This window comes from Actinoallomurus oryzae (assembly GCF_039541955.1).
GTDB classification, from domain to species: domain Bacteria; phylum Actinomycetota; class Actinomycetes; order Streptosporangiales; family Streptosporangiaceae; genus Actinoallomurus; species Actinoallomurus oryzae.
This window is the reverse complement of the sequence record NZ_BAABHF010000009.1, coordinates 396,726-414,363: the sequence shown is the minus strand read 5'-3', so window position 1 is coordinate 414,363 and position 17,638 is coordinate 396,726. Positions and strand designations below refer to the sequence as shown.

Sequence of the window (17,638 nt, the reverse complement as noted above, 5' to 3'; positions counted from 1 at the left end):
GACATTACCAGACAGATCTGTCTACCATCGGCCCCACGACGAGACAGACAGGTCTGTCTGGACAGGAGATCCTCATGAGCGCCCTCTACACCGCGACCGCCACCGCGTCGGGCCGTGACGGCCGCGCCGTCAGCTCCGACAAGAAGCTCGACGTCACTCTCGCCATGCCGAAGGAGCTCGGCGGCAGCGGAGAAGGCACGAACCCCGAGCAGCTCTTCGCGGCCGGCTACTCCGCCTGCTTCGCCAGCGCGCTGGGGCTCGTGGCGAGCAAGAAGAACATCGACGTGGCCGACGCCTCCGTGACCGGCGAGGTGGGCCTGCACCCGAACGGCTCGGGCGGCTTCAGCCTCAGCGTCACGCTGCGCGTCGAGCTGCCGGACCACGTGGATGACGAGACCGGACGCGAGCTGCTCGAGGCCACGCACCAGGTGTGCCCGTACTCCAACGCGACCCGGGGCAACATCCCGGTCGAGCTGGTCAGGGAGTAATGGTCAGCAGGGGGTGACCGTCACCGGCACGGTGAGCACCCGCCCGGCGTCGAGGACACGCTTGGCGCCGGTGAGGACGAACTCCCCGCGCAGCGGCAGGTCCTCCGAGGACGAGCCGACCGCCACCTCGATCGTCCCCGGCTCGACGATCCGGCGCAGGTCCGCGCCGGTGAACCCGGTGCGGTCGGCGTGCACCGAGAAGGTCACCCGGGCCGCCGTTCCCGGCGCGAGCCGCACCCGCGCCCAGCCCACCAGCAGGCGCACCGGCCGTACGACGGAGGCCACGGGGTCGGACAGGTACAGCTGCACGACCTCGGTGCCCGAACGGTCGCCGAGGTTGCGCACGGTCACCGCCACCTCGACCGTGCCGTCCGTCGGCGCGGAGGGGTCCACGCGCAGGTCCTCGTAGCCGAACTTCGTCCACGTCAGGCCGTGCCCGAACGCGAACAGCGGCTCGGGGTCCACCGCGCTCCACCGCGACGACGCGCCCGTACGGGGTCGCAGGTAGGTGCCCGGCTGGCCGCCCGGGTGGCGCGGCACGCTCACCGGCAGCCGGCCCGACGGCTCGACCCGGCCGGACAGCACTCCGGCGATCGCCGTGGCGCCCTCCTCGCCGGGGAAGAAGGCCTGCACCACGGCGGCGGCCCGCTCGGCGATGCCGCCCAGAGCGTACGGCCGGCCGGTCAGCAGGACCACGACCGTGGGAGTGCCGGTCGCCAGCACCGCCTCCGCGAGCGCACGCTGCCGGCCGGGCAGGGCGAGCGTCTCGGCGTCGCATCCCTCGCCGGAGGTGCCGTGGCCGAAGATCCCGGCCCGGTCGCCGAGGGCGAGCACGCACACGTCGGCGTCCCGCGCCGCCGCGACCGCCGCCTCGATGTCGCCGTCGCCGGTCACCATGACGTCGCCGCCGCCGGCCGTCGTCAGCTCGGTGCCGGGCAGCGCGGCCCGCAGCGCCTCGGCGAGCGTGGGCACCTCCACGCCGATCGGCAGCTCCGGATATCGCGCGGCCATGTGGTTGGGAAAGGTGTAGCAGCCCATCATCGCCCGCGCGTCGTCGGCGAGCGGGCCGGCCACGGCCACCCGCCGCGCCCGCAGCGGGAGCACGCCGTCGTTGGCCAGCAGCACGACCGACTCCTGCGCGACGCGGCGCGCGAGGTCGCGCAGCTCGGGCGGGTCCAGATCGACCGCCTCGGCCTCCTCCGCCTGCCCGTCCAGCAGCCCCAGCTCGCACTTGAGCGCGAGCACCCGGGCGACGGCCCGGTCGAGATGCTCCTCGGGCACCACCCCTCGCCGGACTCCTTCGACGAGCGGAGCGCCGTAACAGCGCACGGTGGGCAGCTCGATGTCCATTCCGGCGCGCAGCGCGAGCGCCGCCGCCTCCCCGGGCGAGCCCGCGACCCCGTGCATGTCCTCCAGGTGCGAGATCGCGAAGTAGTCCGACACCACGATGCCGGTGAAGCCGAGCTCCTCGCGGAGCAGCCCGGTGAGCAGGCGCTCGTCGGCGGCCGCAGGAACGCCGTCGACGTCGGCGTAGGAGTTCATCACCGAACGGGCACCGCCTTCGCGGAGCGCGAGCACGAAGGGTTCGAGGATGACGTCGGCGAACTCCCGCGGGCCCATCGGCACCGAGGCCATGTTGCGGCCCCCGCGCGAGGCGGAGTATCCGGCGAAGTGCTTGAGCGTCGCGACCAGGCCCGAGCGTTCGAGCCCGCGGACGTAGGCGGTGCCGACGACGCCGACGAGGTAGGGGTCCTCGCCGATGGTCTCCTCCGTACGCCCCCAGCGGTAGTCGCGGGTGACGTCGAGGACCGGGGCCAGGCCCTGGTGCACGCCTGCGCGCCGCATCGTCGCCCCGATGGCGCCCGCCATCTCCTCGACCAGGTCGGGGTCGAAGCTCGCGCCCCAGGCGAGCGGGCAGGGGAACACGGTCGCGGTCCAGGTCATGAAGCCGGTCAGGCACTCCTCGTGCGCGATCGCGGGGATGCCGAAGCGGTTCGCCGCCACGACCCGCGCCTGGAGCTCGCGCAGCCGGGCCGCGCCGTCGGCCGGGCGTACCGGCGCCGTGCCGAAGACGCGGGTGAGCTGGCCGAGCCCATGCTCGAGGATCTCCTCGAGCGGCGGCGGCTCGCCGAAGTCGTCGGGCATCGGCGCCACCTCCTCGCCCTTGCGCGCGGACTCGGCCCAGTAGCCGGCGAGCTGCCCGGCCTTCTCCTCGATGGTCATCCGGTCGAGCAGGTCGGCGACCCGTTCGGCCACGGGAAGCCGGGGGTCGCGCCACGACTCGTGGGTGCGGAGCGTTTCGGCCATGGACGGCCCTCCCTAGGCGGCGGGCGGCGGCGCGGTGGACAGCCGGACCCGCAGATCGGTGGCGAGCTCCATGCGAGGACTCACGAGGGCCTCGCCGTCGAGCTGCTGGAACAGCATGCGGGCCGCGAGCCGGCCCATCTCTTCCAGGGGCTGGCGGACCGTGGTCAGCGGGGGTGACAGCCACTGGCACAGGGGAAGGTCGTCGAAGCCGACGACGCTGAGGTCGTCGGGTATCCGCAGCCCGGCCTGCCGGGCGGCCTCGTACGCGCCCATGGCCTGCTGGTCGCTGCCCGCGAAGATCGCCGTCGGCCGGTCGTCCAGGGCGAGCAGCTCGCGCGAGGCGCGGAACCCGCCCTCGTGCCGGAAGTCGCCGTACAGGACGAGCCGGCGGTCGAACTCGACGTCGGCGCGCTCCAGCGCGGCCCGGTAGCCGTCGATGCGGGCCTGGGTGCAGAGCATGGTACGCGGCCCGCCGATGGCCGCGATGCGCCGGTGGCCGAGCGACAGCAGGTGTTCGGTCGCGGCCAGGCCGCCCGCCCAGTTGGTCGCGCCGACACTGGCCACGTCGGTGTCGGGCAGGTCGACCGGGTCGATGACGACGAGGGCGACGCCCGCGCGTTCGAGCTGCTCGCGCTGCTGCGGCGTCATGCGGGAGGTCACGAGGATCACGCCGTCGCTGTCGTGCATGGTCGTCATGGAGGTCCAGCTGGGCGGGCGTGCGTCGTCGTCGCGTACGAGGGAGACGACGGTGCCCGCGCCCCGCTCGGTGCACTCCGCCTCGACGCCGCGCAGGATCTCCACCGCCCACGGGCTGTCCAGGCCGCCGATGACCAGGTCGACCAGGCCGGAACGGCGCGCGCGGCGACCGCCCGGTGCGAGGTAGTTGTGCGTCCTCAGCAGGTCCGCGACCCGCTCACGCGTGGCGGGCGCCACGTCGGTGCGGCCGTTCAGCACCTTGGAGACGGTGGCCTGGGAGACGCCGGCCTCCGACGCGATCAGGGCAAGCGTGGGTCGTGTGGGCTGCTCGCTGATGGCACTACCTTCCTTCGCTCTGCCGACCAGTGATCACGAATGCTATCGCAAACTTTCGAACCGGCACAGGCCATCGTATCCAGCGGGTTCACCGAGGACAGTTCACGAATCGGTGACAAGGGGTTGACCCCCGTACCCGCCTTTTCTAGGGTACGGCAGCAATAGATATCGATAACTTTCGAAAATCTATCGCCCGCGTTCTCGGACCGTTCCCCCACCCCCAGTCAAGGAGGTCCTGATGGGCGAGACGCCCCTCTCCCGGCGCACCTTCCTGTCCGCTGCCGCGATCACCGGCCTGTCCGCGCCCCTCCTCAGCGCCTGCGGCACCTCGGGCCCGGCCGGAGCGAAGGGAGGCGGGAAGACCGTCCAGGCCTGGGTCCTGGTCGACCAGGCGCAGAACAGCGTGCAGAAGGTGGCGATCGACGACTTCAACAAGGGCTCCTCCGGCAAGGTGAAACTGCTGCCGATCTCCAGCGACGGCGAGGTCTACACCGACAAGCTGCGGGTGAGCATGGGGTCGCCCAACCCGCCCGACCTGCTGTTCAACTGGGGCGCCGGCAGCATCCGCAACTATGTGCAGACCGGTGGCCTGGTCGACCTGAGCTCGCAGCTGAACGCCGACCCGACCTGGAAGAACTCCTTCCTGCCCTCGGTGCTGAACGCCGGGCAGATCGACGGGAAGTACTACGGCATTCCGATGCGCGGCATGCAGCCGGTCGTGCTGTTCTACAACAAGACGCTTTTCGCCGAGCAGGGTCAGAAACCGCCGGCGACCTACGACGACCTGCTCAAGCTGGTCGACTTCTTCAAGAGCAAGAAGATCCAGCCGTTCGCCCTCGGCGGCCTCGACAAGTGGCCCGAGCTCATGTGGCTGGAATACCTCGTCGAGCGCGCCGGCGGCCCGACGGTCTTCGCCAACATCGCGGCCGGCCGGCCCGGCGCCTGGCGTGACCCGGCGATCACCACGGCGCTCGGCCAGATCCAGGACCTGGTGCACCGCGGCGCGTTCGGCACCAACTTCAACTCCGTCAACTACGTCAACGACGGTGCCGGACTGCTGTTCGCCAAGGGCAAGGCGGCCATGCACCTCATGGGCAGTTGGGAGATCTCCAACCAGGTCTCGCGGCACCGCAAGTTCGCCGACAAGGACCTCGGGTTCGCGCCGTTCCCGTCGGTGACCGGCGGCAAGGGCGACCCGAACGCCGTCGTCGGCAACCCGACCAACTACTTCTCGATCAGCACCAAGTCCGTCGACAAGGACGCCGCGATCGCCTTCCTCAAGAAGGAGATGGCCGCGCCCGCGTACGTGGACGCGCTCATCAAGTCCGGCGACGTGCCGGCCGTGACCGGCATCGAGGCCAAGCTGTCCGCCTCGCCCCAGCCGGAGTTCGCCCGCTACGTCTACCAACTCGTGCAGAAGGCGCCGAGCTTCACGCTCTCGTGGGACCAGGCGCTGTTGCCGCAGTTCAAGACGCCGCTGCTGGCGAACCTGCAGAAGGTCTTCTCCGGCAAGCAGACCCCGCAGCAGTTCGTCACCGCCCTCGAGTCCGTCAATTGACTACTCCCTGCCCTGGAGTGCGGGGATCCCAGCCCTCGCGGGCTGGGGTTCCTGCTTCAGCGGCGACTGCGCCCGAGGGGACCCCGGGTGTCTGACGTCACCTCCGAGCCGGCGGTTACGGACCATGCTCTTGATGTTCAGGTCTTCGATCACGATGACGTCGTGGTCACGGACCAGCCGGGCACTGGTCTTGTGCAGGAAGTCCGCCCGGGATGCGGCGACCTTACGGTGGGCGCGGGTCACCTTCACCTTCGCCTTGGCCCGGTTGTTCGACCCACGTTGTTCACGAGCCATCTGCCGCTGACAGCGAGCGAGATTCCGTTCCCGTCTGGCAAGGCGGCGGGCATTGGCGATCTTGTACCTGGGATAGCGGGCACGCCCGGTGAAGAAGTTGACGAACGCTTTGTGCTGGTGCCGCAGCGTCTGTTGGAGCGGCACGCAGGACACCTCGGACAAGAACGCCAGGTCCGGGTCGCGTTTCAACTCGGTCAGGTAGCGATCGGTCTCGGCGTAGGAGGCCCTGAGCCCCGTTTTGCAGTGCCACAAGATCTGCAACCGACGAACGGAAGAAAGGGACGGAAAGACGGTTATGAACGCTTCATGTCGGGAGTTGTCCCGGCTACGCCGCGCCATGCCTTCCGGGAACCAGTGTTCTTCCGGCCCTGGCCTGCGAGGTTACCGGTGACCGCCGCGCTCCCGGTCGCGCGCCAGGGAGGCGTCCGTACGGCCGAGAAGGGCACCGACCAAGCGGCGCGGCCGGGCGTGCTGTGGGTCGTGCCGGCGACGCTGTTCTTCATGGTGTTCGCCGGGCTGCCGCTCGTGCTGGTGGCGGTGCTGTCGTTCACCTCCTGGAACGGCCTCGGCACGCCGAAGTTCAACGGCCTGGACAACTGGAGCCGCCTGCTGTCCGACTCGTCGGTGTGGCAGTCACTGCGGATCAGCGCGATCCTCACCGTCCTGTGCTGGGCGGTGCAGACCCCGCTGGCGCTGCTGCTCGGCGTGTGGGCGGCCGGACGGCAGCGCAACCGGGCGGTGCTGTCGTCGATCTTCTTCCTGCCGCTGCTCATGTCGACGGCGGCGATCGCCATCACCTGGCTGACGCTCCTGGACCCCAACTTCGGGCTCGCCGCCAAGTGGGGGCGCTACATCGGCTTTCCCGACGGCAACATCATCGGCAGCCCGCGCGGCGCGCTGGGATGCGTCGTGGTGGTCGTCGCCTGGCAGTTCGTGCCGTTCCACACCCTGCTCTACCAGGCGGCCACGCGGCAGATCCCCCAGTCGCTGTACGACGCGGCCACCGTCGACGGCGCCGGGCGGGTGCTGCAGTTCCGGCACATCACGCTGCCGCAGCTGCGCAACACCATCGTCACCTCGTCGGTGCTGATGCTGGTGGGGTCGCTCACCTACTTCGAGACGGTGCTGATCCTCACCGGAGGCGGGCCGGGGAGCGCGACGAACATCCTGCCGCAGCACATGTACGTGACCGCCTTCCGCGACTACCAGATGGGGTACGCCAGCGTGATCGCGCTCGCCCTGGTCGCGCTCGGCACCGCCCTGTCGCTGCTCATCGTCCGTTTCTCCGGGTTCGCCAAGATGCGCAGCACGCTGGAGGGGATCTGAGGATGGCCGAGCTCAGGCTGGGGGGCGCGCACCGCGCCCAGCGGGGAGCGCGGCCGGGCGGTGCGCCGGGTGTCCGGCGGGGCGGCCGCCGTCCGACGGAGCGGCCGAACTGGGCGGCGGGCGTCGCGGCCGTCGTCTGGCTGGCGTTCGTGATCATCCCGATCTACCTCATGGTCAAGGACGCCCTGCAGACCACCGACTCCTACCTCGACGGCGGTCCGCTGTCGCTGCCGCGGCACGTCACCGGGCACAATTTCGCCGACGTCTTCGACCGCGGCTTCACGCGCTACCTGATCAACACGGCCGTCGTCACGGTCGCGAGCGCCGTGCTGACCGTGCTGCTCGCGTTCCCGGCCGCGTACGCGATCGTGCGGTCCCGCAGCCGGGCGGTCTCGGGGATCTTCCGGCTCTTCCTCGCCGGCCTGGCCATCCCGGCCCAGGCCACGATCATCCCGGTGTACCTGCTGATCACGCGGATGCACCTGTACGACTCACTGACCGCGATCGTGCTGCCGACTGTCGCGTTCGGGCTGCCGCTCAGCATCCTCGTGCTGGCCTCCGCGCTGCGCGACGTGCCACGGGAGCTGTACGAGGCGATGACGCTCGAGGGCGGCGGGTCGGTGCGGCTGATGTGGAGTCTCGCGCTGCCGCTCAGCCGCGCGTCGCTGACGACCGTGTCGGTCTACTGCGCGCTGAACGCCTGGAACGGCTTCCTGTTCCCGCTGATCCTCACCCAGTCCGACGAGCAGCGGGTGCAGACGCTCGGCCTGTACAACTTCCAGGGCCAGTTCAGCTCGAACATCCCCGGCCTGATGGCGGCGGTGCTGCTGTCCGCGCTCCCGATCTTCGTGGTCTACCTGTTCGCCCGGCGCTGGCTGGTCGCCGGCATGGCCGGCGTCGGCGGGAAGTGAGCTCAGGCGCCGTTCGGTCGCGGATCACCGGGCCGGCCATCCGGGAACGAGGAGGCCGGCCCGGTGGATACCGGGTCTCAGCCGCAGTACGCGTTGACGATCTGGGAGGGCCCTCTCGCCTGTGCCCGGCCGGGCTCAGCAGAACCGGCCGGCGCCGGGGGAAGTGCGCTCAACGACCGCCCGTACGGTGCTCGCGCAGGAACGCCGCGATGCGCCGCGCGGCCCCCGCGGGGTCGCCGACCGGATGGCGCATCGCGGCGTTGTGCCAGTCGAAGTGGGTGCCGGACTCGCTGACGAAGACGTAGAGCGGGACACCGGGGACGTCGGTCGTGACGGTAAGGCCGGGCAGCGCGTCGCGAAAGCCGATGTTCAGCCCGAGGCCGGTCAGCTCGCCGTACAGCTCACCCAGGAGCCGCAGCTCTTCCTCGTGACGAATCGCGTGTCGCACCGCCTCGCCCCTCTCTGGTCGCCGGAGGTGCGGCGATCCGGGGACCGCCACATCTCCTCATACGCAGAGCGCGACAAAAAGTTCATTTCGGTCGGTGCTCGACCGAAACCGGCCGCCGGGCGGTGGCGAGCCGGTCGCTTGGGGCCTGTTCGCTCGGGAGACCGGGGCGCTCAGGAGACCTGGTCGACGGCGCGGCGCGGCGCGCGGAAGACGCGGACGACCTCGCTGACCCGGTCGGTCAGGATCTCCTCGGTCCGGTCGTCGTACGTCCCGCGGCCGGCGCGGCGCTGCGCCCAGCGGGGCACCGGCGTGGCCGTACGGTTGGCCGCGTGCCAGCGGTCGGTCAGCTCGCCCAGGCTCTGCCGCGCCTGCGCGAACGTCAGGCCGGGCAGGTCCACCTGCCGCGACTGGCGGGCGGCCGTCTCCGCCGACTGGTAGGCCTTCGCGGCCTCCACGGCCTGGCTCTCCTTGCGCGCCGGCCCGACCATGCTGATCACCGTGGTCAGCATCGCGGCCACCAGGGCGAGCCCACCGGCGATCACGGGGAACCGGTCCCCGGCGAGCACCACGCTGCCGGCCACTCCGGCCGACACGACGGCGGACGCGCCGAGCCCGAGGTTGATGAACCGCCAGATCCGGACGGTCTCCCACTGCGCCCGCGCGGCCCGCGCGCAGACCTCCTCGATCCGGCAGAACTCGGCCGCGACCGCGACGCGCCACGTGGGCTCGATCCCGCCGAACAGCTCCTTTTCGGCCATGGGGCTTCTCCGATCACCTCGCCGACGATGAGCCAGATGATCCAGCGGTCGCCGGCCGTCCGTGGCCGCGACAACGGAAACCGGGAATGCCCTTGACCGATGTATTGGCTCGCCGGGGAAGCCTGACCGACGCTCTGTGCCGTACGGGCGGAACGGGGCAGCGCGGGGCCTGCCCGGCCTGCCGTCATGGTTCGGCAGGGAGCCCGTCACCCGCCTCGATGCCGCACCCCACCCTCGACCACACGGCCTTGGGGCTAGAGCTGGAGCTTCAGTCCCTCGTGGGTGGGCTCGAAGCCGAGCGACTCATAGAAGCGGATCGCGTCGGAGCGGCGCTTGTCGGAGGTCAGCTGGACCAGGCCGCATCCCCGCTGCTTCGCCTGGTCGATCGCCCAGGCGATCATCTCGCGGCCGAGGCCGCGGCTCCGGTGGGCGGAGGCGACGCGTACCGCCTCGATCTGGGCGCGTTCGGTGCCCATCCGGCTGAGCCCGGGGATGTAGGTGAGTTGCAGTGTGCCGGCGACCTCGCCGCCGATGTCGGCGACCACCAGGTGGTTGCGGGGGTCCGCGTCGATCTCGCGGAACGCGTCCAGATAGCGGTCGGACGCGCCCTCGCGGCCGGCGCCGATCACGTCGTCGGCGAGGAGGGCGACGATGGCGGGCACGTCCTTCTCGGTGGCGGTGCGGAAGATCACTTCGGTCGGCACGTGAATCACCTTAGTGCGGATTGACACGACCTCCCGTAGTACTACAGTTGGTAGTACTACAATATGTCAATACGTCGATGGAGGCGGCAGTGACCGCACCGCCCGTGCTGGTGTCTCCGACTCGCCTGCTGGACCACCGTCTCGAGGAACTCATCGCCACGGAACTGGCCCGGCTGGCGCGCCGGGCGCCCGCACTGGCCGACGACCACCTAGGTCTCGTCGAGGCGTCGCTGCAACAGATCATCAACCGGCTGCTGCCGGCCCGGGGACGCGCCAGCGCCTCACCCGAGGCCGTGGCCGCCCTGTTCAACCTGGAGTGGGTGTGAACATCGAGCACTGGACCGATCTCGCGGCCTGCCGCGGCGAGGACCCCGAACTCTTCTACCCGGTCAGCGCGGCCGGCCCGGCCGTGACGCAGGTCGAAGAGGCCAAGCGCGTGTGCGCACGATGCCCGGTCACCGAAGACTGCCTGAAGTGGGCCCTCCGCGCCGGCGAGCCCGCCGGAATCTGGGGTGGCACGACGCCGGAGGAGCGCCGCTACCTGCGCCTCAAGCCCCTGCCGACCGCGCCGGCCTGGTACTGAGCCTCGGGGACCGGACAGAACTTATTTCGCGGACACCCCAGGCGACGTACCGTTGCCGCATGAACGACGGCTCCCTCCCCACACGCTCACCGGGTGACGGGCTCCCCGGGCATGCCTCGCGTGTGGTCGGTGCTCTCTTCATGACGTTCCTGCTGCTCGGCGCGTGCTGGGCGGTGGAAGTGATGAACTACGCCGACGACGGCGCGCTCAGCGCCCGGTACGGCATCCGGCCGCACGACACGGGCCAGATCTGGCACATCTTCACCGCGCCCTTCCTGCACGCCGGCCTCGACCACATCATGGCCAACTCCGTGCCGCTCGCCATCTTCGGCTTCCTGGCCGCACTGCGCGGGGTGTCCCGCTTCATCTCGGTCAGCCTGATCATCATCGTGGCGAGCGGTCTCGGCGTCTTCTTCCTCTCCGCGCCCGACAGTGTGACCGTCGGCGCCAGCGGCCTGATCTTCGGGTACTTCGGCTACCTGCTCGCCCGCGGCTTCGTCGAGCACCGGGCGTCCGACATCGTGGTGGCCGTCATCATCGCCGTGTTCTACGGCACGATGATCTTCGGTGCGCTGCCGGGACAGCCCGGGATCTCCTGGCAGGCGCACATGTTCGGCCTGATCGGCGGCATCCTCGCCGCCTGGATGACCCGGCAGCGGAGCCACGCCTAACCTCGTACGCTGATGTCGGTGACGGTCGCGTCGCGCGGGGTCCGCAGGGCGTTCACGATCACCGTGGCGACCGTCCGCGGGGACATGAACTCGTCCGGGTCGTACTCCCCGCCCTCCAGAGCGCGCACCTGACGCTGCATCTCACTCGCCGTACGGCCCGGGAACACCGACGTGACCCGCAGCTCCGGCTCCTCCGCGCGCAGCGAGTCGGCCAGCGCGCGCAGCGCGTGCTTGCTCGCCGCGTACGCGGCCCAGGCCGGTTTGGACCGCAGCCCCGAGCCGGAGTTGACGAACACCACGTGTCCGCGTGCCGCGCGCAGCGACGGCAGCAGCAGGCGGGTCAGCTCGGCGGGCGCGGCGGTGTTCACCAGGAGCTGGTCGAGCCAGTCGTCCGGCCGCAGCTTCTCGACGGTGCCCAGCCGGATGCCGCCGGCGCTGTGCACGAGGCCGTCCAGCGGCGGGAGCTCCGCTTCGCCGAGCGACGGTTCGATCCGCCGGGGGTCGGCGAGGTCCAGGACGAGGGTGCGCACCCGTTCGTCGCCCGTCTCACCGGCGATCCGGCGGGCGGTGGCGTGGAGGTGTTCGGCCGAACGCCCGCTGAGGATGACGTGGTCTCCGGCCTCGTGCAGGATCTCGGCCACGGCCGCACCGATGGCGCCGGTGGCCCCGGTGATCAGGTAGGTGCCCACGTCACCATCCTTACGTACGGCGGAGTACGCGGGCGACACCGGCGATGAGCGCGGTCGCCAGGATCCAGCCCGTGCCGGTGAGGCCCCACGCCAGCCAGTCCGTCCACCCGGCCGGGTCCCACGCGCTGCGCTGCCCGAACGTCTCCAGCGGCAGCATCAGATCGAGCGTGTAGACGAACGCGTGGAAGTGCGGGCGTTCGCCCGCCTGCCGGATCGTGTGCGGGTGGTAGACGCTGAAGACGATCGTGCCCACGGCGACGAGCAGCACGAGCCACAGCCCGGAGATCCACGGCCGGTAGCCGTACCCGACCGTCCAGTCGAGCAGCACGCCCCACGTACGGCTGACCGGGTTCAGGTGCCGCCGGCGCGCCCGCTGCTTGACCAGCTGGCAGCGGCGTGCGAGGTCCTCGCGGCCGATCTGGCGCAGCCAGGTGGCGAGCTGCTCGTACGGCTGCGGGCGGAAGCCGGCCGGGTCGCGGCCCACCCAGCCCAGCCGCTTGGCCTCCGGCTCGCCGCGCAGCGTCTGGTAGACGAGGCCGTTGAGGCTCAGCGTCTCCGGCCAGACGTCCTCGCGGTCGAGGATGACGTCGATCGTGGAGTACCCGAGCGACACCTCACCCTCGATCGCGGCGCGTGGGGTGAGGATCAACTCCTTGATCTGCGCGTGGGACAGGTGGAGCGCCCGGCGCTCACGGGCGCCCATCATGGCCTCGTGGAAGGACAGCGTGCCGTTGATCCGGGCGCCGCGCAGCCGTACCGTTCCCTCGGCGGTGAAGCCGCTGCACTCCAGCCGGTCCTCGACGACGATGTTCTCACCGTCGAGGGCGAAGCCGTCGGGGTCACGCAGCGTCGTGCGTTCGAGGAAGAGCCCGCCGGTCATCCGCGCGCCGGTCAGCCGTACGCCGCCGGTGATGTCGGAGTCGCGCATGAACGCGCCGGCGTCGACCGTGAGCCCGCCCCCGAACAGCGCGTACCCGCCCGGGTTGCGGATCGTCGCCCCGTTGAGCCGGAAGCCGCCGGAGATGTAGCCGCGGATCAGCCGTACCTCGCCGTCGATCTCCGATCCGGACAGGCTGAAGAACCCGTCGACGCGCAGCCCGCCGCCGTCGAAGCCGGGCATCGAGCAGTCACCGAACCGCATCTGCCGGGCCTGGGCGTTGGAGAAGTCGGGCGCCTGTTCGAGGACGCAGTTCCGCAGGCGGAGCTCGCACCCGACTTCGCCGCCGGACACGTTGAGCGCCCCGGTGATCCGGGCCCCGCTGAGCCGTACGGCCGGCACCCGCCCGGGTGCGCGGTCGTGGGCGCCGAGCAGCAGGGCCGCGATCACCTCGGCCCGTACGACCCGCGCCGGATCATTCGTGCCGTCGGGCCGGTCGTCGCCGAGGACGACGGGCGCACCGGTGGGGTAGGCGTCCCAGAGCCGCCGTTCGACCGGGGTCAAGTCGGGCCGGTCACGCCTGAGCCAGGCCACGACGGAATCCCAAGCATCGGCCACAGCCCGTCATCGTAGGGGTTCCGGCGCCGTACGTGTCATGGCAACAGGCGATATGAACGACTCGCGAAATCAGCCCTGCGTCACGGGGGCGAGGTGGGGCGGAACGGGCATACCTCGTGCATCCCGTGCTCGGTCACGATGTACGTCGACTCGGGTACCTCGTTCCACGCGCCGGGCAGGTTTCGCAGCGGTTCGGAGACGACGATCCGCGCGTCGTCGGACAGCCGCTCCAGGGCGAAGACCTCCGGGTGCAGTTGCCGCAGGGTGCGCACCTCGGTGCTGTAGAACAGGGACCGCGAGCGGTTCTGGCTGGAGTACCGGAACGACCACACCCGCTCACCGTCGGAGGTCGCGACGGTCATCTGGACCGCGTGTTCGACGCCGTACCGCCGCCCGGTCCACTCGACGAAGCCCACCATCCGCTCGACCGCCGCGGGCGGGTCCTGGCGCAGTCCGAAGGTCAGCGCGAGGAAGAACATCACCTCCGAGTCCGTCGAGCCCTCGATCGCCGGGTAGAGCTCCGGATCGACCGCGAACACGAGATCGCGCTTCAGCCGGGCGAAGTCGGTGATCGCTCCGTTGTGCATCCACAGCCACCGGCCGTACCGGAACGGGTGGCAGTTGGTCTGCTGTACCGCCGATCCGGTGGAGGCGCGGATGTGCGCGAAGAACAGGCGCGATCGGAAGTGGCCGGCGAGCTCACGCAGGTTCAGGTCGCTCCACGCCGGGATCGTGCTGCGGACCACCGTGGGCGGGTCGTCACCGTCACCCTCGTACAGGCCCAGGCCGTATCCGTCGCCGTTGGTGGTCTCCGCTCCCAGCCGGGCGAAGCGGCTCTGCTCGATCAGCGAGTGCTCCGGCTCGTAGAGGAGTTCGTCGAGAAGGATCGGAGAGCCGGTGTAGGCGAGCCATCGGCACATGTTGTGCTCCCTACCCGTGATGGCCGCCGCCCACGACACCGACCGGATTCACGGGCCACGGGCCGGATCCCGCCCCGTCTCGCATGGCCGCCTCGGCCGGGCCACCCCGGCACCGCCGGGCTGGTTGCCCAAAGCAACGGAAAATTGGCGTCTGATGTTTGTATGTCCGGTTACCCGCGGGTAGCATCAGACGTGTTACTAGCCGGTACGTAAGGGCATCACCCGCCCGCCCGAGAGCTACGGGGTGCTTCATGGGCCATTACAAGAGCAACCTGCGTGACATCGAGTTCAACCTCTTCGAGGTGCTCGGTCGTCAGGACATCCTGGGCACCGGACCCTTCGGTGAGGTCGACGAGGCGACCGCGCGCAGCGCTCTGGAAGAGGTGAACCGCCTCGCGACCGGCGTGCTCGCCGACTCGTACGAGGACGCGGACCGGCACCCCCCGGTCTTCGACCCGGCCACCAACGCGGTCACCATGCCGGAGGGCTTCAAGAAGTCCTTCAAGGCCTACTTCAACGACGCCGAGTGGTGGCGGCTCGAGCTGCCCACCGAGCTCGGCGGCATGCACGCGCCCCGTAGCCTGCACTGGTCCGTCGCCGAGCTCGTCCTCGGCGCCAACCCGGCCGTCTGGATGTACTCCAGCGGCCCCAGCTTCGCCCAGCTCCTGTGGGAGATCGGCACCCCCGAGCAGAAGAAGCTCGCCGAGCTCGCGATCGAGAAGCACTGGGGTTCGACCATGGTGCTCACCGAGCCCGACGCGGGCTCCGACGTCGGCGCCGGCCGTACGAAGGCGATCGAACAGCCCGACGGCACCTGGCACATCGAGGGCGTCAAGCGCTTCATCACCAGCGCCGAGCACGACATGGCCGACAACATCCTGCACTACGTGCTGGCCCGTCCCGAGGGCGCCGGGCCGGGCACCAAGGGCCTGTCGATGTTCATCGTGCCCAAGTACCTCGTCGACCTCGAGACCGGTGAGCTCGGCGAGCGCAACGGCGCGTACGTCACCAATGTCGAGAAGAAGATGGGCCTGAAGGTCTCCACGACCTGCGAGCTCACGTTCGGCGAGAAGCAGCCGGCGGTCGGCTACCTCGTGGGCGGCGTGCACGAGGGCATCAAGCAGATGTTCATGATCATCGAGCAGGCCCGCATGATGGTCGGCACCAAGGCGATCTCCACGCTGTCCACCGGCTACCTCAACGCGCTGGCGTACGCCAAGGAGCGCGTGCAGGGCTCCGACCTGACCAAGATGGCCGACAAGACCGCGCCGCGCGTCACCATCACCCACCACCCCGACGTACGCCGCCTGCTCATGCTGCAGAAGGCCTACGCGGAAGGCATGCGGGCACTGGTCCTGTACACCGCGACGTACCAGGACAAGATCCAGATCGCCCGCGCCGAGGGCAAGCGCGACGAACTGGCCGAGAAGGTCAACGACCTGCTGCTGCCGATCGTCAAGGGCGTCGGCTCCGAGCGGGCGTACGAGGTGCTGACGCAGTCGCTCCAGACGCTGGGCGGCTCGGGCTTCCTCCAGGACTACCCGATCGAGCAGTACATCCGGGACGCCAAGATCGACTCCCTGTACGAGGGCACGACGGCGATCCAGGGCATGGACTTCTTCTTCCGCAAGATCCTGCGCAACAACGGCGAGGCGCTTCAGCACCTCGCCGCGCAGATCAAGGAGTTCGCCGAGAGCGAGGCGGGCAACGGCCGCCTCAAGCAGGAGCGCGCCCTGCTCGCCAAGGCCCTGGACGACGCGCAGGGCATCGTGACGCCGATGGTCGGCTGGGCGATCGAGTCCATGGAGAAGCCGGAGGAGATCTACAAGGTCGGCCTCAACACCACCCGCCTGCTCATGGTGCTCGGCGACGTGGTCATCGCCTGGCTGCTCTGCCGGCAGGCCGAGGTCGCGCTTAACCGGCTCGGCGAGGAACTGTCACCCGCCGACCAGGCGTTCTACACCGGAAAGGTGGCCGCCGTGCAGTTCTTCTGCGCGACCCAGCTGCCCAAGGTCGCCGCCGAGCGGGCCATCGTAGAGGCGACCACCACCGATCTGATGGAACTCCCCGAAGACGCTTTCTGAGCCGATGGCCTAATACGCCGTCAACGGCACCATCTCGTATGTCCCGCCGCTCTGGTTCGAGCGGCGGGGCATACGTCATCATCGGTGTCGATAGGGTGGTGTGCCGCAGCAGTCGGGTGTTTACTCGAAGTGAATTTCGGGCCCGGTGTGGGTTCCGGAGGTCGGAGGCATGGTGGGCTTTGGCGTCAGCATCTTCCTGATCACACTTGGGGCCATCTTCAAGTGGGCCATCAAGGCGCACCTCAGCGGCATCGACCTGCCCGCCCTCGGCGTGATCCTGATGGTCGTCGGCGCCGCCTCGTTCCTGCTACAGATCGTCATGATGAGCCGCACCCGCGCCCCGCGCAACAACGCCCAGGTCACGGGCGACGACCGCAACCAGCCGCCGGCCTGAACGCTTGGACCTCGAGTCCCACCGCGGTGAGCTGGTCGCCTACTGCTACCGGATGCTCGGCTCGTTCCACGAGGCCGAGGACCTGGTGCAGGAGACCATGCTGCGCGCGTGGAAGGCCCGCGACCGGTACGACCCCGCCCGCGCGTCCGTACGGACCTGGCTCTACCGCATCGCGACCAACGCCTGCCTGACCGCGCTCGACGGCCGGGCGCGGCGGCCCCTGCCGTCCGGGCTGGGCGCGCCGAGCGACGACCCCGGAGCGCCGCTCACGCCGGCGCTCGACATCCCCTGGCTCCAGCCGTTCCCCGACGCGCGATTCGACCCGGGCGCACGCGCCGGCCTGCGGCTCGCGCTGGTGGCGGCGACGCAGGTCCTGCCGCCACGACAGCGCGCCGTCCTCGTGCTCCGCGAGGTGCTGGAGTTCAGCGCCGCCGAGGTCGCCGCGCAGCTCGGCACCACGGTCCCGGCGGTCAACAGCGCCCTGCAGCGGGCCCGCGCCGCCCTCGCCGGAGTAGGGGACATCGGCGAGGTCCCCGAGCCGGACGACCCGGAGGTGCGCGCGGTCGTCCGGCGGTATGCCGAGGCGTTCGAGGCGGCCGACGTCCCCGCGCTCGTCCGGCTGCTCACCGACGAGGCGGTCCTGGAGATGCCGCCGGTGCCGCTGTGGTACCGGGGCAGCGCCGACTACGGCCGGTTCATGCACCGTGTGTTCGCGATGCGCGGTCCGGGCTGGTGCCTGCGGCATCTGACCGCGAACGGCCAGCCCGCGCTCGCCGCGTACGCCCCGGAGCCCGGCGGCGGACACCGGCTGCACACGCTCCAGGTCCTCACGGTCACCGGCGGCCGGGTGGCGCACAACGTGGTGTTCGCCGACCCGTCCGTGTTCCCGGCCTTCGACCTGCCCGAAGGATTTTCTCCTCGGCAGCGATGAGTCCGGCCGGGCCCGCCGGTATGTACGGCGAGCATCGACCGAAAG

At 70.3% G+C, this 17,638-nt stretch carries 19 protein-coding genes; 10 read left to right on the top strand and 9 right to left on the bottom strand.

Going from position 1 to position 17,638, the window contains the following annotated elements; genetic code table 11:
* The first annotated feature begins 74 nt into the window (after nt 1-74).
* A complete protein-coding gene (locus ABEA10_RS03705; protein ID WP_345457401.1) occupies nt 75-488 on the top strand; it encodes an organic hydroperoxide resistance protein in 414 nt (137 codons plus the stop codon).
* Between the two features lie 3 nt (nt 489-491).
* On the opposite strand, the gene ABEA10_RS03700 is transcribed toward ABEA10_RS03705, so the two are convergent.
* Nucleotides 492-2,795 (bottom strand): beta-xylosidase/alpha-l-arabinosidase, encoded by a 2,304-nt coding sequence (locus ABEA10_RS03700; protein WP_345457398.1) that lies wholly within the window; start codon nt 2,793-2,795, stop codon nt 492-494.
* Between the two features lie 12 nt (nt 2,796-2,807).
* Complete coding sequence (locus ABEA10_RS03695) at nt 2,808-3,791, bottom strand: LacI family DNA-binding transcriptional regulator (protein ID WP_345458063.1); 984 nt, start codon at nt 3,789-3,791, stop codon at nt 2,808-2,810.
* A gap of 274 nt (nt 3,792-4,065) precedes the next feature.
* Between ABEA10_RS03695 and ABEA10_RS03690 the strand changes: the two genes are divergently transcribed.
* On the top strand, nt 4,066-5,385 hold the full coding sequence (locus ABEA10_RS03690) for an ABC transporter substrate-binding protein (protein WP_345457395.1): 1,320 nt from the start codon (nt 4,066-4,068) through the stop codon (nt 5,383-5,385).
* On the opposite strand, the gene ABEA10_RS03685 is transcribed toward ABEA10_RS03690, so the two are convergent.
* Nucleotides 5,386-6,018 carry an RNA-guided endonuclease InsQ/TnpB family protein gene (locus ABEA10_RS03685; protein WP_345457392.1) on the bottom strand — a complete coding sequence of 211 codons (633 nt, stop codon included), beginning with the start codon at nt 6,016-6,018 and terminating at the stop codon, nt 5,386-5,388. It lies immediately after the preceding gene.
* Between the two features lie 162 nt (nt 6,019-6,180).
* Between ABEA10_RS03685 and ABEA10_RS03680 the strand changes: the two genes are divergently transcribed.
* The gene (locus ABEA10_RS03680) at nt 6,181-7,005 is read left to right on the top strand and encodes a carbohydrate ABC transporter permease (RefSeq protein WP_425550863.1); all 825 of its coding nucleotides are present in this window, start codon (nt 6,181-6,183) and stop codon (nt 7,003-7,005) included.
* 2 nt (nt 7,006-7,007) lie between these two features.
* Nucleotides 7,008-7,916, top strand: a complete 909-nt coding sequence (locus ABEA10_RS03675) for a carbohydrate ABC transporter permease (protein WP_345457386.1) — start codon at nt 7,008-7,010, stop codon at nt 7,914-7,916.
* Nucleotides 7,917-8,085: 169 nt separating this feature from the next.
* Here ABEA10_RS03675 and ABEA10_RS03670 read toward each other — a convergent pair whose 3' ends face one another.
* The 3 genes from ABEA10_RS03670 to ABEA10_RS03660 all read right to left on the bottom strand — a co-directional run bounded on the left by ABEA10_RS03670 (nt 8,086) and on the right by ABEA10_RS03660 (nt 9,826).
* Nucleotides 8,086-8,364: a hypothetical protein gene (locus ABEA10_RS03670; RefSeq protein WP_345457383.1), complete on the bottom strand. Its 279-nt coding sequence runs from the start codon at nt 8,362-8,364 to the stop codon at nt 8,086-8,088.
* A gap of 170 nt (nt 8,365-8,534) precedes the next feature.
* Complete coding sequence (locus ABEA10_RS03665; protein ID WP_329249916.1) at nt 8,535-9,122, bottom strand: hypothetical protein; 588 nt, start codon at nt 9,120-9,122, stop codon at nt 8,535-8,537.
* 254 nt (nt 9,123-9,376) lie between these two features.
* Nucleotides 9,377-9,826 carry a GNAT family N-acetyltransferase gene (locus ABEA10_RS03660; RefSeq protein ID WP_345457379.1) on the bottom strand — a complete coding sequence of 150 codons (450 nt, stop codon included), beginning with the start codon at nt 9,824-9,826 and terminating at the stop codon, nt 9,377-9,379.
* 89 nt (nt 9,827-9,915) lie between these two features.
* Here ABEA10_RS03660 and ABEA10_RS03655 point away from each other — a divergent pair, with 89 nt between their 5' ends.
* Genes ABEA10_RS03655 through ABEA10_RS03645 form a run of 3 tightly spaced genes read left to right on the top strand, consistent with a single transcriptional unit; the run spans nt 9,916 to nt 11,080 of the window.
* Complete coding sequence (locus tag ABEA10_RS03655) at nt 9,916-10,152, top strand: hypothetical protein (RefSeq protein ID WP_345457376.1); 237 nt, start codon at nt 9,916-9,918, stop codon at nt 10,150-10,152.
* Nucleotides 10,149-10,409: a WhiB family transcriptional regulator gene (locus ABEA10_RS03650; RefSeq protein ID WP_329249923.1), complete on the top strand. Its 261-nt coding sequence runs from the start codon at nt 10,149-10,151 to the stop codon at nt 10,407-10,409. The genes ABEA10_RS03655 and ABEA10_RS03650 overlap by 4 nt, the downstream gene beginning before the upstream one ends.
* 59 nt (nt 10,410-10,468) lie before the next feature.
* The gene (locus tag ABEA10_RS03645) at nt 10,469-11,080 is read left to right on the top strand and encodes a rhomboid family intramembrane serine protease (RefSeq protein WP_345457371.1); all 612 of its coding nucleotides are present in this window, start codon (nt 10,469-10,471) and stop codon (nt 11,078-11,080) included.
* Here the strand turns inward: ABEA10_RS03645 and ABEA10_RS03640 are convergent.
* From ABEA10_RS03640 to ABEA10_RS03630, 3 genes are all read right to left on the bottom strand, one after another.
* Nucleotides 11,077-11,769, bottom strand: a complete 693-nt coding sequence (locus ABEA10_RS03640; RefSeq protein WP_345457368.1) for an SDR family oxidoreductase — start codon at nt 11,767-11,769, stop codon at nt 11,077-11,079. The genes ABEA10_RS03645 and ABEA10_RS03640 overlap by 4 nt on opposite strands.
* 10 nt (nt 11,770-11,779) lie before the next feature.
* On the bottom strand, nt 11,780-13,264 hold the full coding sequence (locus ABEA10_RS03635; RefSeq protein WP_345457365.1) for a hypothetical protein: 1,485 nt from the start codon (nt 13,262-13,264) through the stop codon (nt 11,780-11,782).
* 80 nt (nt 13,265-13,344) lie between these two features.
* Nucleotides 13,345-14,184 carry a class II glutamine amidotransferase gene (locus ABEA10_RS03630; RefSeq protein WP_345457362.1) on the bottom strand — a complete coding sequence of 280 codons (840 nt, stop codon included), beginning with the start codon at nt 14,182-14,184 and terminating at the stop codon, nt 13,345-13,347.
* A gap of 251 nt (nt 14,185-14,435) precedes the next feature.
* On the opposite strand from ABEA10_RS03630, the gene ABEA10_RS03625 reads away from it, so the two are divergent.
* The 3 genes from ABEA10_RS03625 to ABEA10_RS03615 all read left to right on the top strand — a co-directional run bounded on the left by ABEA10_RS03625 (nt 14,436) and on the right by ABEA10_RS03615 (nt 17,593).
* The gene (locus tag ABEA10_RS03625) at nt 14,436-16,268 is read left to right on the top strand and encodes an acyl-CoA dehydrogenase (protein ID WP_345457359.1); all 1,833 of its coding nucleotides are present in this window, start codon (nt 14,436-14,438) and stop codon (nt 16,266-16,268) included.
* A 169-nt stretch (nt 16,269-16,437) separates the two neighbouring features.
* The gene (locus ABEA10_RS03620) at nt 16,438-16,662 is read left to right on the top strand and encodes a DUF6458 family protein (protein WP_345457356.1); all 225 of its coding nucleotides are present in this window, start codon (nt 16,438-16,440) and stop codon (nt 16,660-16,662) included.
* Between the two features lie 4 nt (nt 16,663-16,666).
* On the top strand, nt 16,667-17,593 hold the full coding sequence (locus ABEA10_RS03615) for a sigma-70 family RNA polymerase sigma factor (RefSeq protein WP_345457353.1): 927 nt from the start codon (nt 16,667-16,669) through the stop codon (nt 17,591-17,593).
* The last annotated feature ends 45 nt before the right edge of the window (nt 17,594-17,638 follow it).

Bases quoted from the DNA above. Each gene is read 5' to 3' on its own strand.
- ABEA10_RS03630 (WP_345457362.1), bottom strand. From the start codon at position 14,184: ATGTGCCGATGGCTCGCCTACACCGGCTCTCCGATCCTTCTCGACGAA.
- ABEA10_RS03680 (WP_425550863.1), top strand. From the start codon at position 6,181: ATGGTGTTCGCCGGGCTGCCGCTCGTGCTGGTGGCGGTGCTGTCGTTC.
- ABEA10_RS03625 (WP_345457359.1), top strand. From the start codon at position 14,436: ATGGGCCATTACAAGAGCAACCTGCGTGACATCGAGTTCAACCTCTTC.
- ABEA10_RS03700 (WP_345457398.1), bottom strand. From the start codon at position 2,795: ATGGCCGAAACGCTCCGCACCCACGAGTCGTGGCGCGACCCCCGGCTT.
- ABEA10_RS03705 (WP_345457401.1), top strand. From the start codon at position 75: ATGAGCGCCCTCTACACCGCGACCGCCACCGCGTCGGGCCGTGACGGC.
- ABEA10_RS03690 (WP_345457395.1), top strand. From the start codon at position 4,066: ATGGGCGAGACGCCCCTCTCCCGGCGCACCTTCCTGTCCGCTGCCGCG.
- ABEA10_RS03665 (WP_329249916.1), bottom strand. From the start codon at position 9,122: ATGGCCGAAAAGGAGCTGTTCGGCGGGATCGAGCCCACGTGGCGCGTC.
- ABEA10_RS03620 (WP_345457356.1), top strand. From the start codon at position 16,438: ATGGTGGGCTTTGGCGTCAGCATCTTCCTGATCACACTTGGGGCCATC.
- ABEA10_RS03675 (WP_345457386.1), top strand. From the start codon at position 7,008: ATGGCCGAGCTCAGGCTGGGGGGCGCGCACCGCGCCCAGCGGGGAGCG.
- ABEA10_RS03685 (WP_345457392.1), bottom strand. From the start codon at position 6,018: ATGGCGCGGCGTAGCCGGGACAACTCCCGACATGAAGCGTTCATAACC.
- ABEA10_RS03645 (WP_345457371.1), top strand. From the start codon at position 10,469: ATGAACGACGGCTCCCTCCCCACACGCTCACCGGGTGACGGGCTCCCC.